The organism is Bradyrhizobium sp. Tv2a-2, from assembly GCF_000472425.1.
Classification (GTDB): Bacteria; Pseudomonadota; Alphaproteobacteria; order Rhizobiales; family Xanthobacteraceae; genus Bradyrhizobium.
On the sequence record NZ_AXAI01000041.1, the window covers coordinates 18,782 to 37,297 of the forward strand.

Annotated in this window: 17 protein-coding genes and 1 pseudogene; 4 read left to right on the plus strand and 14 right to left on the minus strand. The window is 59.3% G+C overall.

Features of this window, described 5'->3' with window-relative positions:
• The first annotated feature begins 3 nt into the window (after positions 1-3).
• Positions 4-600 (plus strand): ABC transporter ATP-binding protein, encoded by a 597-nt coding sequence (locus A3AI_RS0139305; protein ID WP_024520738.1) that lies wholly within the window; start codon positions 4-6, stop codon positions 598-600.
• Positions 597-1,403, plus strand: a complete 807-nt coding sequence (locus tag A3AI_RS0139310; protein WP_024520739.1) for an ABC transporter permease — start codon at positions 597-599, stop codon at positions 1,401-1,403. The genes A3AI_RS0139305 and A3AI_RS0139310 overlap by 4 nt, the downstream gene beginning before the upstream one ends.
• A gap of 342 nt (positions 1,404-1,745) precedes the next feature.
• Here A3AI_RS0139310 and A3AI_RS0139315 read toward each other — a convergent pair whose 3' ends face one another.
• The 10 genes and pseudogenes from A3AI_RS0139315 to A3AI_RS0139360 form a co-directional block, all read right to left on the minus strand.
• The gene (locus A3AI_RS0139315) at positions 1,746-2,108 is read right to left on the minus strand and encodes a hypothetical protein (protein WP_024520740.1); all 363 of its coding nucleotides are present in this window, start codon (positions 2,106-2,108) and stop codon (positions 1,746-1,748) included.
• Positions 2,109-2,243: 135 nt separating this feature from the next.
• Positions 2,244-2,552: a hypothetical protein gene (locus tag A3AI_RS0139320; RefSeq protein WP_036051393.1), complete on the minus strand. Its 309-nt coding sequence runs from the start codon at positions 2,550-2,552 to the stop codon at positions 2,244-2,246.
• Between the two features lie 215 nt (positions 2,553-2,767).
• Entirely contained in the window at positions 2,768-2,944 is a 177-nt protein-coding gene (locus tag A3AI_RS48485) for a hypothetical protein (protein ID WP_156928149.1), read from the minus strand.
• A 257-nt stretch (positions 2,945-3,201) separates the two neighbouring features.
• Positions 3,202-3,402: pseudogene (locus tag A3AI_RS49695) on the minus strand (peptidase M14); the annotation flags it as partial.
• A 54-nt stretch (positions 3,403-3,456) separates the two neighbouring features.
• Positions 3,457-4,092 (minus strand): ABC transporter ATP-binding protein, encoded by a 636-nt coding sequence (locus A3AI_RS0139335; protein WP_024520742.1) that lies wholly within the window; start codon positions 4,090-4,092, stop codon positions 3,457-3,459.
• Positions 4,085-4,876 carry an ABC transporter ATP-binding protein gene (locus tag A3AI_RS0139340; RefSeq protein ID WP_024520743.1) on the minus strand — a complete coding sequence of 264 codons (792 nt, stop codon included), beginning with the start codon at positions 4,874-4,876 and terminating at the stop codon, positions 4,085-4,087. Before A3AI_RS0139340 ends, A3AI_RS0139335 begins: the two co-directional genes overlap by 8 nt.
• Entirely contained in the window at positions 4,873-5,823 is a 951-nt protein-coding gene (locus tag A3AI_RS0139345) for a branched-chain amino acid ABC transporter permease (RefSeq protein WP_024520744.1), read from the minus strand. Before A3AI_RS0139345 ends, A3AI_RS0139340 begins: the two co-directional genes overlap by 4 nt.
• 1 nt (position 5,824) lies before the next feature.
• Positions 5,825-6,721: a branched-chain amino acid ABC transporter permease gene (locus A3AI_RS0139350; protein ID WP_024520745.1), complete on the minus strand. Its 897-nt coding sequence runs from the start codon at positions 6,719-6,721 to the stop codon at positions 5,825-5,827.
• Positions 6,722-6,800: 79 nt separating this feature from the next.
• The gene (locus tag A3AI_RS0139355; RefSeq protein ID WP_051382737.1) at positions 6,801-8,114 is read right to left on the minus strand and encodes an ABC transporter substrate-binding protein; all 1,314 of its coding nucleotides are present in this window, start codon (positions 8,112-8,114) and stop codon (positions 6,801-6,803) included.
• An 85-nt stretch (positions 8,115-8,199) separates the two neighbouring features.
• A complete protein-coding gene (locus A3AI_RS0139360; protein ID WP_024520747.1) occupies positions 8,200-9,147 on the minus strand; it encodes a dihydrodipicolinate synthase family protein in 948 nt (315 codons plus the stop codon).
• A 1,446-nt stretch (positions 9,148-10,593) separates the two neighbouring features.
• Between A3AI_RS0139360 and A3AI_RS45650 the strand changes: the two genes are divergently transcribed.
• Positions 10,594-13,194, plus strand: coding sequence for a mechanosensitive ion channel domain-containing protein (locus tag A3AI_RS45650; protein WP_051382739.1), 2,601 nt, complete (start codon positions 10,594-10,596; stop codon positions 13,192-13,194).
• A 646-nt stretch (positions 13,195-13,840) separates the two neighbouring features.
• On the opposite strand, the gene A3AI_RS0139380 is transcribed toward A3AI_RS45650, so the two are convergent.
• The 3 genes from A3AI_RS0139380 to A3AI_RS0139390 all read right to left on the minus strand — a co-directional run bounded on the left by A3AI_RS0139380 (position 13,841) and on the right by A3AI_RS0139390 (position 16,433).
• Complete coding sequence (locus A3AI_RS0139380; RefSeq protein ID WP_024520749.1) at positions 13,841-14,815, minus strand: zinc-binding dehydrogenase; 975 nt, start codon at positions 14,813-14,815, stop codon at positions 13,841-13,843.
• Between the two features lie 181 nt (positions 14,816-14,996).
• Positions 14,997-15,392 carry a nuclear transport factor 2 family protein gene (locus tag A3AI_RS0139385; protein ID WP_084801194.1) on the minus strand — a complete coding sequence of 132 codons (396 nt, stop codon included), beginning with the start codon at positions 15,390-15,392 and terminating at the stop codon, positions 14,997-14,999.
• A gap of 60 nt (positions 15,393-15,452) precedes the next feature.
• Positions 15,453-16,433 carry an SDR family oxidoreductase gene (locus tag A3AI_RS0139390; protein ID WP_349509718.1) on the minus strand — a complete coding sequence of 327 codons (981 nt, stop codon included), beginning with the start codon at positions 16,431-16,433 and terminating at the stop codon, positions 15,453-15,455.
• Here A3AI_RS0139390 and A3AI_RS0139395 point away from each other — a divergent pair.
• Positions 16,432-17,340 carry a LysR family transcriptional regulator gene (locus A3AI_RS0139395; protein ID WP_024520752.1) on the plus strand — a complete coding sequence of 303 codons (909 nt, stop codon included), beginning with the start codon at positions 16,432-16,434 and terminating at the stop codon, positions 17,338-17,340. The two genes, A3AI_RS0139390 and A3AI_RS0139395, sit on opposite strands and share 2 nt — an antisense overlap.
• 198 nt (positions 17,341-17,538) lie before the next feature.
• Here the strand turns inward: A3AI_RS0139395 and A3AI_RS0139400 are convergent, their stop codons facing one another.
• Positions 17,539-17,982 (minus strand): CBS domain-containing protein, encoded by a 444-nt coding sequence (locus A3AI_RS0139400; protein WP_084801195.1) that lies wholly within the window; start codon positions 17,980-17,982, stop codon positions 17,539-17,541.
• Positions 17,983-18,516 lie beyond the last annotated feature (534 nt).

An 18,516-nucleotide genomic window follows, 5' to 3' on the forward strand; every position in this document is an offset into this window, starting at 1 on the left:
ACCATGCTGACGGTCAGCGGGCTCAAGCGATTGCACATCTTCGCTTCATTCGACCTGCAGGACGGGGAATGCGTCGCCTTGCAAGGGCCCTCTGGGGTCGGGAAGACGCTACTGCTTCGTTCCATCGCAGATCTCGATCCGAACGACGGAACGGTCAAACTGGACGGAGCGCTCAGGGAGACGATGCCCGCCCCCGTTTGGAGAAAGCGAGTGACTTACCTCGCTGCCGAGCCTGGCTGGTGGTCGGACACCGTGCAAGAGCACTTCAGCGGCTGGGATGACGCGTTACCGTTGGTGGCACGATTGGGCCTGCCCCTCACCTGCGGACCCTGGCCGGTCCAAAGACTTTCGACGGGGGAGAGACAACGATTGGGGCTTGTGCGGGCGCTCATGTTGCAATCGCGGGTGCTCTTGCTGGACGAGCCAACCTCCGCACTCGACTCGGCATCCGCTGCGGTCGTGGAATCCTTGATCGCCGAACGCATCTTAAACGGAACGAGCGTCCTTTGGAGCACTCACGATAATGCCCAGGCGAGCCGCGTCGGGTCGAGAGTTTTTGTGATGAGAACCGACGGCGAGATCGAGGAAAATCGACCGTGACCTACATCCAACTGACGTACGGGGATCTAATCCTGCCCGCGCTCCTGGTCGTCATGGACGGCGCTCTCTCGCTTGTTCTCCGCCTCAAGCTTGAAAGACAACTGGCCATCGCGACCGTGCGAATGGTGCTTCAGCTCGTGCTGGTTGGCTACGTACTGACGTTCCTGTTTGCCGCGGTCTCGCCACTCTGGACCGCCCTCGCGGCCTTGATCATGGTTCTCTTCGCCTCACGCGAAATCGTAGCGCGGCAGAAGCGGCGGCTGCTTGGGCTCTGGAAGTACGGCCTGGGCGCTGGATGCACGTTGCTGGCCGCGGGCACTGTCACGATCTTCTCGCTTGCGACGGAGTTGCACCCGCAGCCCTGGTATCATCCGCGTTATTCGCTGCCCCTATTGGGCATGATCCTCGGCAACACCATGACGGGCATAGGCTTAGGCCTCGACGTGTTGACGAACGGCCTTGTGCGTGAACGCGCCGCGGTAGAAGCCTGCCTTGCACTCGGCGGGACCCGGTACCAGGCTGTCCTTCCGGTTCTACGAGATGCACTGCGGAGCGGGTTTATGCCAATCATCAATAGCATGGCAGCGATCGGTCTGGTTTCCTTACCGGGAATGATGACCGGTCAAATCCTTGCCGGCATCGAACCGATAGACGCCGTGAAATACCAGCTCTTGATCATGTTCCTGATTGCTGGCGGGACAGGATTGGGAACACTGGCCGCAGTGATCGGTGGCGCACGCCTGCTCACCGACAACAGGCATCGATTGCGACTCGACCGGATTGCCCCTGAAGGGGCTGCATGACGCTGAACAGCGTACGAGAATTTTTGCGGCTGTGTCGTATGGGGCAATCAATGTTCCATCGGATAAGATGCGGAACTGGTGCAACAGCCACCCGACTAGGTCGGTTTTTGAAGGTGCCATGGCCTTCCGGAAAGAAATGCTGAATTGATCTTTCGGCCAAAGGAAGAGACGCGGCTCGTCAGTCGTGGGGAAGCCGAGCCGCGCCAGGCCGACGGTATTGGCTGGAGGCCGGTCCACCGTCGTCCCGCGATTCAATCATGGGGCAGACGCGCAGTTCCTACGGCTGATTGGCCAACGGTAAGCAGGGACTGACTGCCGGCGCGCGGCCGGCCCTCTCCTCGATCAAGCAAACAGCGACCAGGAAAACCCGCCCTGCGGCAGAGGCAGATATTTCAGCCGGACAGCGCTCGTCGTTGTAAAGGACGCGCGGCCATCGAAGAAGGCCCCGAGCTCGAAGAAGACCGTGATCTCCCCACCGACGGGGTGAAGCTCGACCTCCGCTCCGATATTAGGTGCCATCGTAAGCACGACGCAGCGGTTGTTGTTGTCGACCCGCGACACGACGAACGTCGTGGTCTTGAATGAGGAGCTGAGCAAGCTGATCTGGGCCGCGCCCGCAATATCGGTCCCGGCTGCATTGGCAAGGATGATCACCTCGTCATCCGGGAAGGTGTAGACGTGCGTGTGGAAATAGGTCTTCCGCATCGGAGACTCCAAATCGCGAGCGAGCAGCCGATCATAGGTCGGTTATTGGCCAAGGCTAAGTAAGAGCTGATCGTATGTAGGCCAAGGACAGAGAAAAGGCCCGGTTGGGTCCGGGCCTCTCGTCTCAGGCGGTCGTCAGTGCGGCTTATTAGTCTGGCTAGCCGAGCCGGTGGTCTGCTCCGGTTGACCCGGAGGGTGCGCTGAAGCGCCCGGTTTGTCTTGATCGGCCACGTATCCGGACTCTCCGGAGTTGCGAGTCTTGATGCCCTTGTCCGCATCCCGCTGCATCTGCCCATTCGGTTCGTTCGCCTTGAGCGTTGCGTCTACGTCGCTGTGCATCTGAGTCTTGGTTTGCTCACTAGGTGCAGCCTCCTGCTGCGCCGTTGCTTGCATCGCAACGGTGCTGCCGACCAGCAAAGCAATTGCAAAGATTGGTATTCGCATAGGCTTCCTCCAGAGTGTTGCTCCGGAGCCTAACGCGTCACATCCGCGACATTTCCCGGCTCTCGACAATTTAGAATGTCAGTACAGTCGTCCTTATGATGTGCGGTTCCACGAGCCGGCACACCAGCGTCGCGCGTTGCCTAAGCGCCGCCACGCCCTCCTAAGAGATCAGACCCGATCCGGCAACCTACCGGCGCTCCTAACCGGGAGCAGGATTACCTCGTCGGATCGCCGCGGAAATCGTCGAGCCGCACCACATCGGCGGACCCGTGTCGCCTCACCCAGGCGATGACCTCCTGGTCGGCATTCGGCCTCTGAAGCATCTTGAGCAACACTGATCGCGCCGCCATCAGTCGGCGCAGCTTTTCGACCGTGAACCCAAGAACTTTCATAACGCACCCACCCGATCACCCGCTGATTCGGTGCACGCTCCTAATGGTTCTAGTTTGTCAAATCACACCTTCTAGCGACAGTCGCCGCATAGCAATCACGGGCGTGTGTGACGTCCGCTGTGCCTTCAACGGCGGTGCAAAAGCTGACATCGCCGGAGGTCCGAGTTGGGCCAGTGGGAGACATTGACCGAGGGCGAGTGAGCCTTGTGAACCGCCACAGGAAAATCGCGTCACCGGCCTTGAGGTCGATGCGGCAACTACTCGGGATAGATCGGAACGTCCTCCGGCCCCGGCTTGTTGAAAAGGATGAATACCAAGGGATTGCCCGGCTCGGACATTGCATCGCTGCGCTGGCCCGTTATCGCTCCGGCCACGTCGCTTGTGTACTCCGCAACGACCTCGCCGAAGCTATTGCGCTGGATGGCAACCTTTTGTCCGGCTCTGACCTTGTCGTTGAGAACGTTTCAGGGCGTTACTTGAAAATTGAATTGATTTCTGGCCGTTACGAGCACTCAATGTACTGATCCGCGCTCAATGCGGAAGGTTCTAGATAGCAGGTCGATTACGTGAACCTCATTAGACTCTGCGAGAAGGACGGAAATGCCCTCGGTCCTGAGATTCGCCAGCACCTCACCGAGCCGCCGCGCCAGGGCGGGAGCCAGTCCCTCGAATGGCTCATCGAGTAACAGGAGGCGGGTTCCGGCCATTAGTGCTCGCGCCAACGCGACCATCTTCTGCTGACCGCCTGATAGTTCGAGCGAAGGCCGTGCGCGGAACTGCGCGACCTCCGGCATCAGCCCGAAAATCCAGTTGAGGCGCTGATCGGCCCCCCTCATCTTCAGTGATAAGGCAGGCAAGAGGACATTCTCCTCCACGGTGAAATCGGGGACCAGTCGCCGATCTTCCGGCATGTAGCCAATGCCATGAGCGACGCGCAAATGAGAGGGCAAAGTCAGTAGGTTGGTCCGACCGATCTCGACTGTTCCGGTGGCAGGAATGGCGCCCATGATACCGCGTAACAAAGTGGTTTTGCCGGAACCGTTGCGACCGATCAGCCCGCACATTTCACCCTGTTCGATCGCGAATGAGGCACCGCGGACGATGGGGATCGGTCCGATCGATACACTGAGGTTGGCTATTCTAAACATGGGCGGCGGCACCTACGGCGCACCTCACCTTAGGGCCGCTGATCAATGTCTGAACGCGGGGATCGGCTAGAGTTGCAGCCGGTGTGCCATCGGCTATGACAGTCCCGTCATAAAATGCGAGGACCCGCTCGGCAAAGCCCTCGATGATGTCCATATCGTGCTCCACGAATAGCACGGTACACTTACGACTGTTAAGTGCCGACATGATGACCTGCATTAAGCTAAATTTCTCCTCAATGGAAATACCACTGGTCGGTTCGTCAAGCAGCAGTAAGCGCGGGGAGCCCGCGAGCGCCATTCCGATGTCCAGCAACTTGCGGATGCCCTGCGGCAATGTGGCCGCCAACCGGTCCCGATAAGGCGCAATCTGGAACAATTCGAGCAATGTTTCGGCCTCTACGACGGACTCCCGCGAGCGTAGAGGCGTGCATACGTGTCCTATGAACGTATGCGGAGCGCGCCCGATCGCGGCTGCGGTGCACATATTCTCGAACACCGTCAGGGAGGGAAATATTTGCGCCACTTGAAACGACCGCGAGATACCCATTCCTTTGATCTGCCGACAAGGTAGACCGGTAATGTCGCGTCCTTCGAAATGAATTGTTCCGTTGGTCGGCCGTAGATGGCCAGTGATCATGTTTATGAAGGTTGTCTTGCCGGCGCCATTGGCGCCAATCACACCGACGGTCTGCTGCACCGGTATACTGACGGTGATGTCGCGCGCGGCGAATAGCAAACCGAAACGCTTACCTAAATTGCGGACTGAGAGAATGGGTGAATTCATGGCGCCTTCGCCTTGCGGCCCCAGTGCAATCGCTGGATCAATGAGCCAAGTCCCTGTGGTAGGAAGAGGATAGTCAGCAGGAGCACGGAGCCGAGCAGCATCTGCCAAAGCTGCGGAAGCATGGTGAACGCGAATGACCGCACCGACTCGAATGCCAGCGAGCCGATGAACGCCGCGCCGACCGATCCCGCACCCGCAAGGATGGTGATAAACACGAATTCGCCGGAGGTTGTCCAATAGGACATGTTTGGATCGACATGGCCGATCGCGAGCGCGACAAGCGCGCCACCCGTGCCGGCCAACAGACCGCTTATCACAAGCTTGGTATGGATCAGCCGCGATACCGACATGCCCATAAATTCGACCCGTAGTTCATTGTCCCGCACCGGGATCGCCAACGCACCGGCAAGCGAGCGGAAATATGCACTAATCAGGAGAGCCGCTGTCGCGCAGACAACGAGGACCAAGAAGTAGAGCGCCACCAGGAGCTCTTCCTGATGCGGCGCGTAACCTAAGAAGGTCGGTGCAGTTACGTTCAATCCATCAGTCGAGCCGAGCGATTCAGTTTTGACAAGGAGGCCGTACAGAATCATGGACAGCGCTAGGCTCAGCATTGCGAAGAAGATTTCTCGGTAGCGCGCCAGCAGAAAACCGACCACGAAAGCTACACCGGCGGCTGACAGGCCACCGAGCAACACCAATAGGAGGGCATCTGTCACACCGCCCCATCGCCCGATCAGCGCCACCGCATAGCCACCCATGCAGTAATACAGCGCTTGTCCAAACGAGACGAGGCCGGCCCGCCACATAACAATAAGGCCCAATACTACCAGACCATTTGCGAAGGCGATGGTGGCGAGCGATATCATCCAGTCGGGCAGTACGAATCCTGCGATCACCGCCGCTAGAAAGGCCGAACCCGCTGCAATCCGATCACTCCATACCATATTAAATTTTTCTCGGTTTCGCACGCACGAAAAGGCCGTAAGGCCGGATCGTGAGCACAAGCGCCATGACGGCATAAATTACAAATAGCTCGACCTGCGGGATTAAGTGAACTGTGGCAGCACGGCATATTCCGACGATCAATGCTCCGGCGAGTGCACCTTCGATCGACCCCATGCCCCCGATGGCCACCACCGCGAACGCGAGCACGATCACCTCGACTCCAATTCCGAGCGTCACTGCAATCTTCGGCGCCATGATCGCGCCTCCAAGTGCACCGAGCATCGCACCTATCGCGAAAGTCACCGCGAACACAACTTTTACATTGATGCCGAACGCCGCAGCGGTCTCGCGATCAAAAATCACCGCGGTTAGCAACCGTCCGTAACGCGTGAATTTCAATCCCCAATAGCATGCTGCGGCGAGCACCGTTGCGATCGCAATCAAGCCGAGATCGTAATTCGACAGGACGAGTTCGCCGATCTCAATATTGCCCGCGGCAAGTAGCGGCTGATAAGCGGCATACGAGCCGGGGCCCCAGACCAGGATGACCACGTCTTCTAGTATGAGAAAAGCAGCGTAGGTGACCAATACCATCACCACTTCGTCCCTGCCATATACCCATCGCATGATGCCGCGCTCGAGAATGAGCCCGAGCACGAGCCCAAGACCCATCGCAAAAAGAACCATCAGTAAATATCCGCCAGCCTCTGGCAGCCCTCGATTAAAATAGATGCCGACGGCGCTCGCCGCGCCATAGGCACCGAATGTGTAGAACGAACCATGCGCAACATTCAGGATTTTCATGACACCGAAGATCAGCGTCAAACCGATGGCAACGATGAACAAGTAGGCGGCGTAGACCAACCCGTCGATCAGAACGGCAAAAGCGCTCAGCACCGAAATGTACCGGCGTGGGCGTCGAACGGCACCGTGGATTTACTATGGCCCGGTCGACGGAGGAATCGGAGTTTGCTACCTAACACTTTGCGCCCTTCATGCCGTCCTTAATCCAGTCGTCGGCTTTGAGGCCAGCTGGCGGGTTCACGCACTCGGCGGGAAAGCGCACGACGTCGACAATCTCAGGCTCATTCTTCTCCTTGTTGAAGCGGTAGGTGCCGTAGGCCGTCTGAGAGATGCCTTGGTGTCCATCGCCGATGGCAAGCTTAACCGAGCCTGACGGCCCCTCAAACTCAATGCCCTTGAATGCAGCTGCCACCTCATCCGTGGTCGGCTTCGCTTCGCCCGTCTTGGCCTTCTCGTAGGCGAGTTTCAAGCCAAGGAGCGACATCGCCATTTGATACGCGGGGTACGTTGGCGGGATGCCGTAGCGATCGGAATAGATCTTCTGGAACCAGCGGTTCAATTCGCTGTCTGGCGCAAGCGGACCGTTCGTACCGCGGGCACCAATGATGGTGCCGTTCGGCATCTTGTCGCGCAGGCGCCAAATCGCGGTTTCTCCCGTCGTCGAGAGGATCGTCATGCGCTTATCCAGCGCACGTGCCTGTTCTTGATAGATAAATGCCTCAAGGTCGCCATCATAGAAGCTCGTGTGCAGCACCTGCGATTTTGACGTCAGAAGCGTAGAAATCTCCGCCCCGTATTCGCCCGCGAACAGCTTCGGAAAAAGCACCTTGTCCACGGCCATTTTGGGCGCCAGCACCTCCATCGCGGCAGCGAAGTCTCGCCAGGAGTCTTGGCCCCAGGCGTAGTTCTGGTTGAGGCCGGAATAGCTGGTGATATCGCTTTTCTTGGCAAGCAGGTAGCGCGCGGCCGCAACGTTATCCATGGTCGCGTGTGGGCTGACACGGAAGACGTAGGCCCGCGGCTTTTCCTCAAAAATGCGGGGCGTCCCGCAATCGTAGAACACGGTCAGTGCTTTTAGCTCTTCCGCTACTGGCGTAACCGCGAGACAACTGCCTGACGAGACATATCCAACCACGGCATCAACTTGGTCGCGTTGCACGAGGTTGCGAAATTCAGTGACGACGTTGGCCGTGGAGCCTGTTTCATCAATATATTTCGCATCGATGGTGCTGCCGCCGAATCCGACCTTGTTGAAGGGCGTCGGCACCTTTCCCGCGTTCATGGTCTCGATCATGATTTCGGCACCGTTGCGTCCGGGAATACCGAACGGCGCGGCGGCAGGTCCAGTCAAAAAGCTAACAATGCCCAGCTTTACTGTTGCGCCGGGCGGCGCCACGTTCTGCGCCTGTATGGGAGCAACGTCCAGCAATGAAAACAGCACAAACCAGAGAAAGGCGTGTCCTGGCGTCCTTACTGCAAACAACATTGTCGCTCCCTCCCTCCGAGAGCCGACTTCTGGCTCTTAGTATCAGTCCGCAATATGCATTACTTAGTATTAGGTAGCACGCAACCTAAGCTGCGCTGCTCTTTGCCATTTCGTCGACAAAGCCAGACTCCATGAGAGCTTGACGGACGCGTGCGACCTCGACGCGATCAAGCTTTACTAGCGGCGGTCGTACGACAGCGCGAGGCAGCCTTCCAAGTTGCACCAGCGCTTCCTTCATGCGGTTATGCATATTCACCCACGGCTCCGCGTAAAAACAGCGGGCCAAGGGTTCGATGCGCTCGTTCAACTGCCTAGCTTCCGTAAGATCGTTAGTTCGGACGGCCTGGAAGAGTTGCGCCTGTAAATCGGATATCACGCTGCCGCTTCCAGACAGCAGGCCATTGCAACCGAGCACCAGTGATGCAAACAGCCATGCACTGTGCGTCGTCAGCACGTTAACGGGCCGCGCCAAATGCTGAAGCGTGCGAATGTGCCATTCATGATGCGCTACATTGCCGATCCAGTCCTTAATGGCCGATAATGATGGCACCTCCTCGCACATGCGCAGCAGCGTGTCCTTCGGATAACCTTGTCCGGTCGACAGCGGGTACTGAAATGCGATCAGCGGCAGGTCCGTAGCGCTTGCGACTTGTTTGAAGTGGGTCAGCGCCATCTCTGGAGATTGTCCCAGCGTGAACGGGCCAGGAGGGAACACAAGTAGCGCCGACGCACCGCCTTCCATCGCCATGCGGGCGATGCGCGCCGCTTCTAGACTGCCATCGGCCCATATGCCGTTGATGATCGGGATGCGGTTCCCAACTTCGTCTCGAGCAATGTCGAGCACGCGGCGCTGTTCATCAAAGGTGCATGAGCCCACCTCAGTCGAGTGCGCATTGATCGTTATTGCGGAGATGCCCGGCGTACCAGCGACGTGTCGCAGATGCTTGCGAAAGCTGGGCTCATCGATGGCGAGGTCGGTATTGAACGGTAGCAACACCGCCGGAATAACACCATGGGGAACATAGGCCGACATCAGTACCCGCCTGCGTTCGTTCGATGTTTGTTTGTGTAAGTAATCCGATGAGAACTATTGTTGTCAACTGCGGAGCACGAGCTGCTTGGTGCCACGCAGGATACGAACCATTTGTGTAACGGCATCCCTTTGCCGCGGTAACGTTGGTCAGCAGTAGTGACCTTTAGCTTCCGTCATCAACGTGACGGCCGCTTGCGGCTCCAAGTGTCTGTCTGAACCTCGCTTGGGACGGAAGCGACGTTGAATTTGTAGAAGCAGGTATCAGGTCAGGCCGCCCACAATTTCCTCCGTCATGAGCCGCATCCGTTCCTTTTTTTCTCCGGTGAAGCGATAGTTGAACCGGAGCAAGCATGGCGCTTGGCAACATCGACGCAATGGCTAGCAGTGTAACGAACCCTCGTCGGGCGATTTCCGAAATCGTTGGTTCTCAAACCGACTTCAAAAGGTCGGTCACACCAAAGCTACCCCGAGTTTCCCGTCCCCGGCAGATGCCGGTGCGTCATTGCGGCGCATGCCTGTTAGAGCCAAAAGCGCTGTTTCGGCTGTCAGCCGATTACTTCCGGTCCGCCACAATGAGCCGACATTTGTCGTGTCCGACGGCATGTCGCAAACGGGCCAATAGCTCACGTTCACAAGCAGCAGCGAACTCAACGGCTCCTTAACGGAGGCGTCGCGAAGCATGGATGCCAGGAGCAAGGGCTTCGCCGTTACTATGCGGCCCGTCGCTGGATGTTGCCGGCTGCGTCCCGAATAACTTCATACACGCGCCGAGGCTGCGAAAGCATCGGCACTGATGAGACGGCGTGCAGCCCCCACGTTCTGACCCTACCATGTCCGCATCGGCGTCACGCGTAAAAAGAAATAAAACCGACGTCCGCTTGGGGTCAAAACGCGAAGAACTCAAACTGAGCAAATCCAGTCCGCTATGCCCTCCTGAGCGGACCTCAATGTGAGGCCCCCCACTTCGCTGATGGGCCATTTGCAGACTCATGCGGCGCACAATGCGTGCTATTCGATCACCTCATTGGCCGCGCTGACCAACCCATCGGAAATACTCAAGTCGAATGCCTTCTGTTTTGAGGTTGATGACAAGCTCGAGCTTGGTCGCCTGCATGACCGGTAGATCAGCGGGCTTCTCGCCTTTGAGTATGCGCCCAACGTAAATGCTTGCTTGGCGCCACGCCTCATTCTGACTATGCCCAGCTAAGCCGCAGCGACACGCGTGGTGATGGTCCCGGTTGCGTGGTCGACGTTGTCGCGAAACGACGGCCTGCCGCGCAGGGTCGGATTCGTGGCCCCGCCGGGCTGAATCGATATTCACGCACCAGCGTGGCTGACCACGAAATCGCACATTTGAGCCATTGTCTGGCCATCAAGTTTTCGGAGACGGCTGAGCGGAATTGCCGTCAGGATCGAGGAGTACCATCGGATATGGGAGAGCAGCCGATGATCCGTCGACTGTGGTTCGTAGCGTGGGCATTGAGCCTCTTTTCCCTGCTGGTTGTAGCCGGCGCTCAGGCTCAGACCGCACAGGCGCCGACATCGCCCAATCCAGATGTGGCTTCGCAGGCCGGTTCTCCGTCCGGTGCGCAAGCCACCGCGCAACCAGCAAAACCGCCTGCCGCTCCGCTCAACACGGCCGAGATCGTCGCACGTGCCAACAAGAGTGTCGGCGTTGACATCGAGAAGCAGATCGCGGGCTGGCAACAGGAGCTTTCGGGCCTGGAGAGCGACCTGCAAAAGCCGGGCTTGCGTTATTCGGAACTGAACGACTTCCGTGACAAGCTCCAGCGCGTTCGCAGCGAGATTGGGAGCTTGCGAACGCATCTTGAACCTGCACTCGCGGCCGCCAAGGACCAATTGGGCCTGCTCGGGCCGGCGCCGGCCGCCGGTCAACCACCCGAGCCGGACGACGTAGCACGAAGTCGGGCTGACCGGAGCTACTACCTCGGAGTGTTGACCGGAGGTCAGAAAGAGATCGACTCCGCCAACCTGCGCATCGAAAAGCTTATCGATACCATCCAGGACATCCGTCGAAAGAATTTCGCGACGCGCCTGTTGCAGCCGGTCCCTGGCATCTACTCGTCTGAGACCTGGTCGAGAGTGCCGGACTATGTCCCATTGGCCACATACCGCGTTCGCGACATCATGGCCGACTGGTGGGGCAGTCTCGGCGATCAGGACGAGGTGTTGCTCGTCGTTTTCGAAGCCGGACTGCTACTGCTCGGGCTCGCTGTTGCCGCCTCCTACGGAACCTGGCGGTTGCGCCGCCGGCGGACCGAGGACGTTGATCAACCCTTCTGGCGGCGGGCTGCGGTCGCCGGCGCCATCGCCTTGCTGTGGATATTGCCGGTCGTGGTGCCGATCGCTTTCCTCTACGGGATCGTCGCCGACATGCACCAACTGCCTAAACGCGTCGATTGGCTGCTGTACTCGACTGCGCAATCAATCATCACCGTTCTCGCAGTCAGCGTGCTTGTCATCAGTGCGTTCGCGCCGCGGGTACCGCATTGGCGACTGGTTCCTGTCTCTGATCGCACAGCACGTCGGATTTGTGGGCTCCTTCTGGCGCTCGCAATCGTGTACGGTGTGACCACGTTGCTCTACATGGTCACTCGCGTCGTGCAAGCCCCCTTTGCGCTGACAGTCGCGGTCGCACTTCCGTCGAGCCTGCTTGTGGCCGGAATTATCGTTGCCATTCTTCTTACGCCGCTGGAGGGGCAGCACCAGGACCGAACCCTCTCACCGCGGCTGCTCGGCGTGCTGCGGGTCCCTGTTTGGATCGCGGTCGTCGCGATCGTCGTATCGGCGCTTGCCGGGTACTTGGCGCTTGCTCGGTTTCTCGCGCAACAATTGGTCGTGACCGCCTCCATTATGGCGTTTTCCTACCTGCTGCTGCTGTGGGTTGATGGACTGATGCAGGGCCTGGGCGACGACCACGCGACGACGGGCCGCTGGCTCTGGGGGAGCTTTGGTGAGCAACACCGGCGGCACGAGCGGTTGCTTCTGCCGATAGGCCTGTTCCTCAAGGCTATTGTCATCATACTGTCCGTGCCCCTCATTTTGCTCCAGTGGGGTTACAGTTGGCCGGACGTCTACGACTGGTACACGCAGCTCTTCTTCGGTTTCCGGGTTGGCAACACCCAAGTATCCATTGCGGTGCTCCTCGCGTCGGTGATCGTGTTTGGGCTCGCCTATGGCGCCGCGCGACTTTTCCAGGGCTGGCTCGATGAGCGGGTCCTCAAGGCAGCGGGTATTTCGGGCGGCCTCCGCGATTCGATTCGCGTTGGAGTGGGATACGGCGGCGTGGTTGTCGCAACGCTTGCGGCCTTCTCTTACGCAGGCTTCGACCTGTCGAATCTCGCGATCCTGGCGGGCGCATTCTCCGTCGGAATCGGTTTCGGTCTCCAAAGCATCGTCAACAATTTCGTGTCGGGGCTAATCCTTCTGGCTGAGCGCCCCATCAAGATCGGTGACTTGGTCGTCGTCGGAGGCGAAGAAGGTTATGTTCGCAAGATCAGCGTTCGTTCGACCGAGGTCGAGACGTTTGAGCGAGCGAGCGTTGTGATTCCGAACTCCTACTTCATCACGGAGAAGGTGAAGAACTGGACGTTGCGCGACAACAAGCGTCGCCTCGCGATCCCGGTTAGGGCTGCGAATGGCTCCGATCCGCGGGCGGTCAAATCGATTTTGCTCAAGGTCGCGCAGGACCATCCCAGTGTCCTGACACTGCCTGCACCGTCCTTCGATTTTGAAGATTTTGGGTTAGACGGCCTCACGTTCAAACTCTACGTCTTTGTCGATCTGAACGCGGGTGGCAACGTGGCCGCTGATCTAAGGATCGCCATCTTGGAAGCCTTCCAGGAGGCTGGGATCACGATCCCGTCCCGGCAGACGGAGGTCACGCTGCAGACCATCGACCTGTTGCGTGAGACGGCGCAATATCTCTCAAGTGACGCTCATAAGACAAGGGTCGAAGCCAAAGGGCCTGCTGCAGGGCAGCTTGCCAATCTACCAAGACAACCGGCAAATCTCGTCAGACCCTAGGCTTGTTGCGAACGCGATCGAAACCTTGCACTTTCGACGATAGACTCGAGGCTTCGCTGAAATAGCTGGAGAACCAAAACTCCTCGGTCACGGCAGAGCCGTACGAAGTCAAGGGCGCACAAAGGCCGCCTGACGCTCGGCGAGCTATATCAGCGAGCGGGCCCTCAATCAAAATGCACCCGATAGGCCGATCATCGTTACGCCTGCGGGCCATGCTAATGCGTGCATTGACGAGGGCCCCAAAGAGCGCGGTGGAACCATTTACGGACTGATCGACCGATGAGAGGCTGAACGTCCGCGGTGGGTCCAGGTTCAGAAATCGAGCGCTGCCTCATCTATCGTCTGGTCTGCGCTGAAAGGCAAACCTGGCCTAAGTCAGCACCGTCGCCAAAACCCTAGTCCGAGATGAAGGTGGGCTTTCTGTATTTAATTCCAGCTTTTTGCGAATGAACCAGGGAGACCGGTCCACGAAACTTTACCTCCAGACTTTTAGCCGCCCCCTATCTTCTCGTCCGGCTAATGAATCACCTCGAGAGCGGCCTTAGCGAGTGGGCCTAATCCGAGAGCTCGTCCGCTTTTCGCCAAACAGCGGACCTCTCCACCAAGCCGCCGATAGTCGCCCAAGGGCCAAAACCGGCAGTACGTCTCAGGCGATTTCGATGACCATCTTTCCGCCTGCCTCGTTCGCTTCCATCACGCGGTGCGCCTCGCGGATCTGGTCGAACTTGAAGACCCGCGCCGGCTTCGCCTTGAAGCGACCGGACGCCGCCTTTTCTGCGATCATCTGCAGTGGAACGTCCGAGAGCGGGAAACCGGGTAAGCCGAAATGAAAGGCCGCGAAGAACGTCAGGTAGACGCCGCTGTTCATCTGCGCGAGCGGATTGAAATCCTTCACCGGAGCGAGCCCGCCGAGCCAGCCAGCGATGCAGGCGCGCCCATAGCGCGGAAGCATCGAAAGCGAATCCACGATCACGCTATTGCCGATGAGATCCAGCACGCGATCGAGCTTGCCGGTTTCCGGGAGACGCTGCGAAAGATCCGGCCCTTCGATCTCGCAGCGGCTGACGCCTAGCGCTTCGAGAAACGGGAAGCGTTCGCGCTGCCGCGTCGTCGCGATGACCTTCACACCCGCGTCGACAGCGAGATTGATTGCCGCTTGCCCGAAGGCCGATGTAGCGCCGCGGATCAGCAAGGTCTGGCCCTTTTCGATCTCGAGGTTGCGGAAGAGGCACGTCCAGGCGGTTGCGTAGCTTTCCGGGAGCGCCGCGAGCTCGGTCCACGGCATATCCACGTTGACTAGCGTGACGACGTCGACCGGCACTTGCGTGTATTCAGCATAGCTGCCGTTGATAGTCCGCCCCATGCCACCCATCATCGCCGCAACCTTTGCGCCGACGGGAAACTCGCCGCCTGGACAGGATTTCACGATGCCGACGCACTCCAAGCCGATCACATTGGCGTTCTCGGCCCATTCGCCGCGGCGCATATGCATCTCGGCGTGGTTGACGCCGAAGGCCTTGATCTGAATGACGACGTGACCCGCCATTGGCTCCGGCTCGGGAATATCCCTGTAGACGAGCTTGTCCAGACCACCGAACCCTTCCAGTACGATCGCGCGCATTTTGCCTTTCTCCTGATGATGAGTGCGATGGCCTCCATGCGGTGAGAGGAAGCCATTCATTTACAGTTGGGAGCGTCGGCGACGCGGGGCGCGCCGAGCTGATGGCCGCCGATTTGCTCGACGGAGCCAAATTGACGTTATCCGATAATCAATCACGCCCCCCCGTGCGTAGGCGACGAACCTATCCGAGTGCTTCGAGCACCTTTGCCGTGTCCGTGAACTGGACGAACTTCGAAAGCGTTTCGCCGGTCACGGTCCAGACATGTGCGTACGGGACCGAGATTTGACGGCCGGTCTTTTTGTAGGTTCCGATATAAGTCCCAAGTGCTACGACGCGATTGCCCTCCGAGACGAAGTCGGAGGGGATCGCAGCGAAGCCATCCCAATCGTTCGCGACACGGACGAGAAGGTTCTGGAATACGGCTTCGGGGCCGTGCCAGGTGCCGGTGTAATAGGGGAAGCGCTCAGCCTCCGTCCATTCGACGTGCTCGTTGAGCGTCGCGAGAACACCCGGCACGTCGCCGCGCCCAAGCGCATTGTAGAAACGTCTGACAGTATCGATAGGACAGGCCATCATCGGCACTCCAAGTCTACAGAAGGACGCGTCAACGGCAGAGCGCCGACCCGCAACGATCCGTCAAGCGAGTTCTTCGAGATGCCCAAGGCCTAAACCGCCGACGACGGCCTTCTGGACGGGAGCCACGTCGGCATTGATCTTGTCAGCACCGAACGCCTTGCCAACCACCGTTCGCGCGGAGCGACTGCCCTTCGCCTGGCCGACGAGCTTGGCGACGGCCTCGGCGATGTCGTGAGGGTTCGGAGCGTCCTTGCCCTGGAACATTGACATGAAGGTCTTAAACATGGCGTCAGGAATCTGCCCGACCTCGCCGTAGGACTTCGTGATGGCACGGTCGGCGGGCGTCTGGATGCTCGAGTACATGTTTGTCGGGTAGGCGCTCGGCTGAACTTCCACCACTTCTACGCCGAGCTGGGAGACCTCCAGCCGAATGCTGTCGGTCAAAGCTTCGACCGCCATCTTGCTCGCGCCGTAGATGCCGAAGAAAGGGAATGTCACTCGGCCGAGGATCGAGCCGATGTTGATAATGAGGCCATCGCGGTTCTGACGCATCGAAGGCAGCACGGACCGCGTAACGCGCAGGAGCCCGATTACGTTGGTATCGAAGATGGCTTTCGCTTGATCGGCCGTGAAGGCTTCGGTCACACCCGCCGACGCAATGCCGGCGTTATTGACCAGCACGCTGATCTTGCCGGCCTCGGCGAGGATGGAAGCAATCGCGCGCTCGACCGAGCCGTCGTCGGTAACGTCGAGTTCGACGACGCCGATTTTCTGGCCGCGCAGCGCGTCGGCATGGGTGCGATTGCGCCCGGTGATGTCGCGCATCGCTGCAAACACGCGATAGCCGGCGTGCGCCAGCTTTTCCGCGGTATCGCGGCCGAAGCCGCTCGAGGCGCCGGTGATGAGAATGGTCTTGGTCATGGTTGCCTTGCTGATGAGGGTGCTCGCGATCGTGCCCCGCCAAACAGCTAGGACCTTTCGATTTCGGGTGGTATCCGTTAGTTTTTGAAGTGAGACTTTCAAAAAATGGAAGCATGGCATGGATCGGTTCGAGGCAATCCGGACGCTGCTCGCGGCGGTGGACGGTGGCAGCTTGACGGCGGCCTCCCGTCAACTCGGTATGCCGCTTCCCACCGTCAGTCGGAACGTATCTGAGCTTGAGGCCCGTCTGGGTACGCAGCTCGTGATCCGGACCAGCCGCAAATTGCTGCTTACCGACGCTGGCAACGCTTTCGTCGTGGCCGGTCGGCGCGTTCTCGAGCAACTCGACGAGGCTGAACGTGCGGCGGCAGGCGAATATCGCACCCCCCGCGGCGACCTCTTGGTTACCGCCCCGATCATGTTCGGCAAGTTGCATGTGACGCCGGTCGTGCTCTCGTTCCTTGCCGCCTATCCGGAGGTCAACGTCCGCGTGGCGTTTTTCGATCATGTCATTGATCTCGTTGAAAACCACGTCGACGTGGCCATTCGCATCGGCCATCTGCCCGACAGCGCGCTAGTCGCCTCGCGGATTGGTGAGATTCACTGGGTGGTCTGTGCGAGCGCAGCCTATCTCTCGACGCATGGAACACCAGTTGCGCCGGACGATCTAGCGGAACACGATTGCATCGCATTTGAGGGCTTGCAGATGGTGCGCACCTGGCCGTTCGGACGTGGCACCGATGCGAAGGCCGTAGCGATAAGGCCGCGCTTCGCCGCCAATACGGCCGATGCGGTCATCGAAGCCGCCATCGCCGGCGTCGGTATCGCTCGGTTGACGTCCTATCAAGCGGCCGGCGCGATCCGTGAGGGGCGGCTGGTCAGCCTGCTCCGCAGGCATAGTCCGGAGCCAATACCTGTCCACCTCGTCCACACCGGGCCGGCGCTGGTGCCGCTGAAGATACGCGCGTTCCTAGATTTCGCTGGTCCACGGTTGAAGGCAGGGCTAGCTGACATCGCCGATATCTGACGGAGCGATGCGGCCCATACTTCTGCCTGGCACCGTGGTTGCGGTCGAGGTCCGCTCTGGGTCAATCGCGTCGCTTTGACCGCCCGCCGACCACTTCCGGTACGCCCCGATGAGCAGACATTTTCAGTGTCAGTCGGCATGTCTCGAACGGGCAACAAGCAGACATACGCGGGGGGCGACGGCACCGCGGTTCGTCTGTCAGCCCCCGGGGCCGTCCTTCATGATGTAACCCATCAGGTCGCCCACGTTGTGCTCCAAATCCCGGATGATGTTCTTGACGACGTCTCCGATCGAGATCACGCCCACGACCTTGCCCGCGTCCAGCACTGGCAGATGGCGAAAACCGCGCTCAGCCATCATTGCCATGCAGCCGTCCAGCCGATCGTCCGGCTTGACCGTCACTGGGTTGCCCGTCATCACTTGGCCCACTGGCGTCTGCTTCGCATCGAGTCCGGGCAGCAGCACTTTGATGGCGCAGTCACCCTGGGTCACGATACCGACCAGCACGTCGTCGTCGATGACCAGCACCGACCGGACCCGGTTGTCGCGCATCTGGCGCAAGGCTTCGACGACCATGTCGCCGGAACGAACATGGATCAGGGCGCCACTCTTCTGGGCCAGAGCGTTTTTTACTGTGCTCATCGATCTCCTCTCGTGGTCCCTGTCTGCCCCTCCTTGATGGTCCGCATTGAAGGATAGTCGAAATATCTTGCCTCGTCAGCACCGCGCCGATGTCGCGAAGACCTTGAATTGGTGGAGTAGGGTACCCCAGGTTCAAGCGGTCTAAGCACTGGCAGCGGCTCAAGGGCTGCTATGGGTCAATCGCGACAGTTTTGCCGGATCTCTATTAGGTCCGGTTTACCCCCTCAGAGCCGACATGCAGGCGACAGGCTGATTTCGTCGCGAAGGGCCATGTGTGGACGGCTCCCGGTTGGCAAGAAGAATCTTCACTTTGCAGCGTTGGTCGGAGCAGCCATGTGTTCGGCCTGTTAGCGCGGTACCCATGACCGCTGGCCATAATGCCCTCCGCGGATCAGGTCCCAGTCAACAACACGCATTCGATGATGCCGTGGCCCTAGTGGGTTGTCCTGATCGCCGGATCGACCGGCACTGCATTAAGTGCTGTTCGCCCTCCCAACCATTGCGTCACGCCGGGCTGTCCGGCGCGAGCTCGTT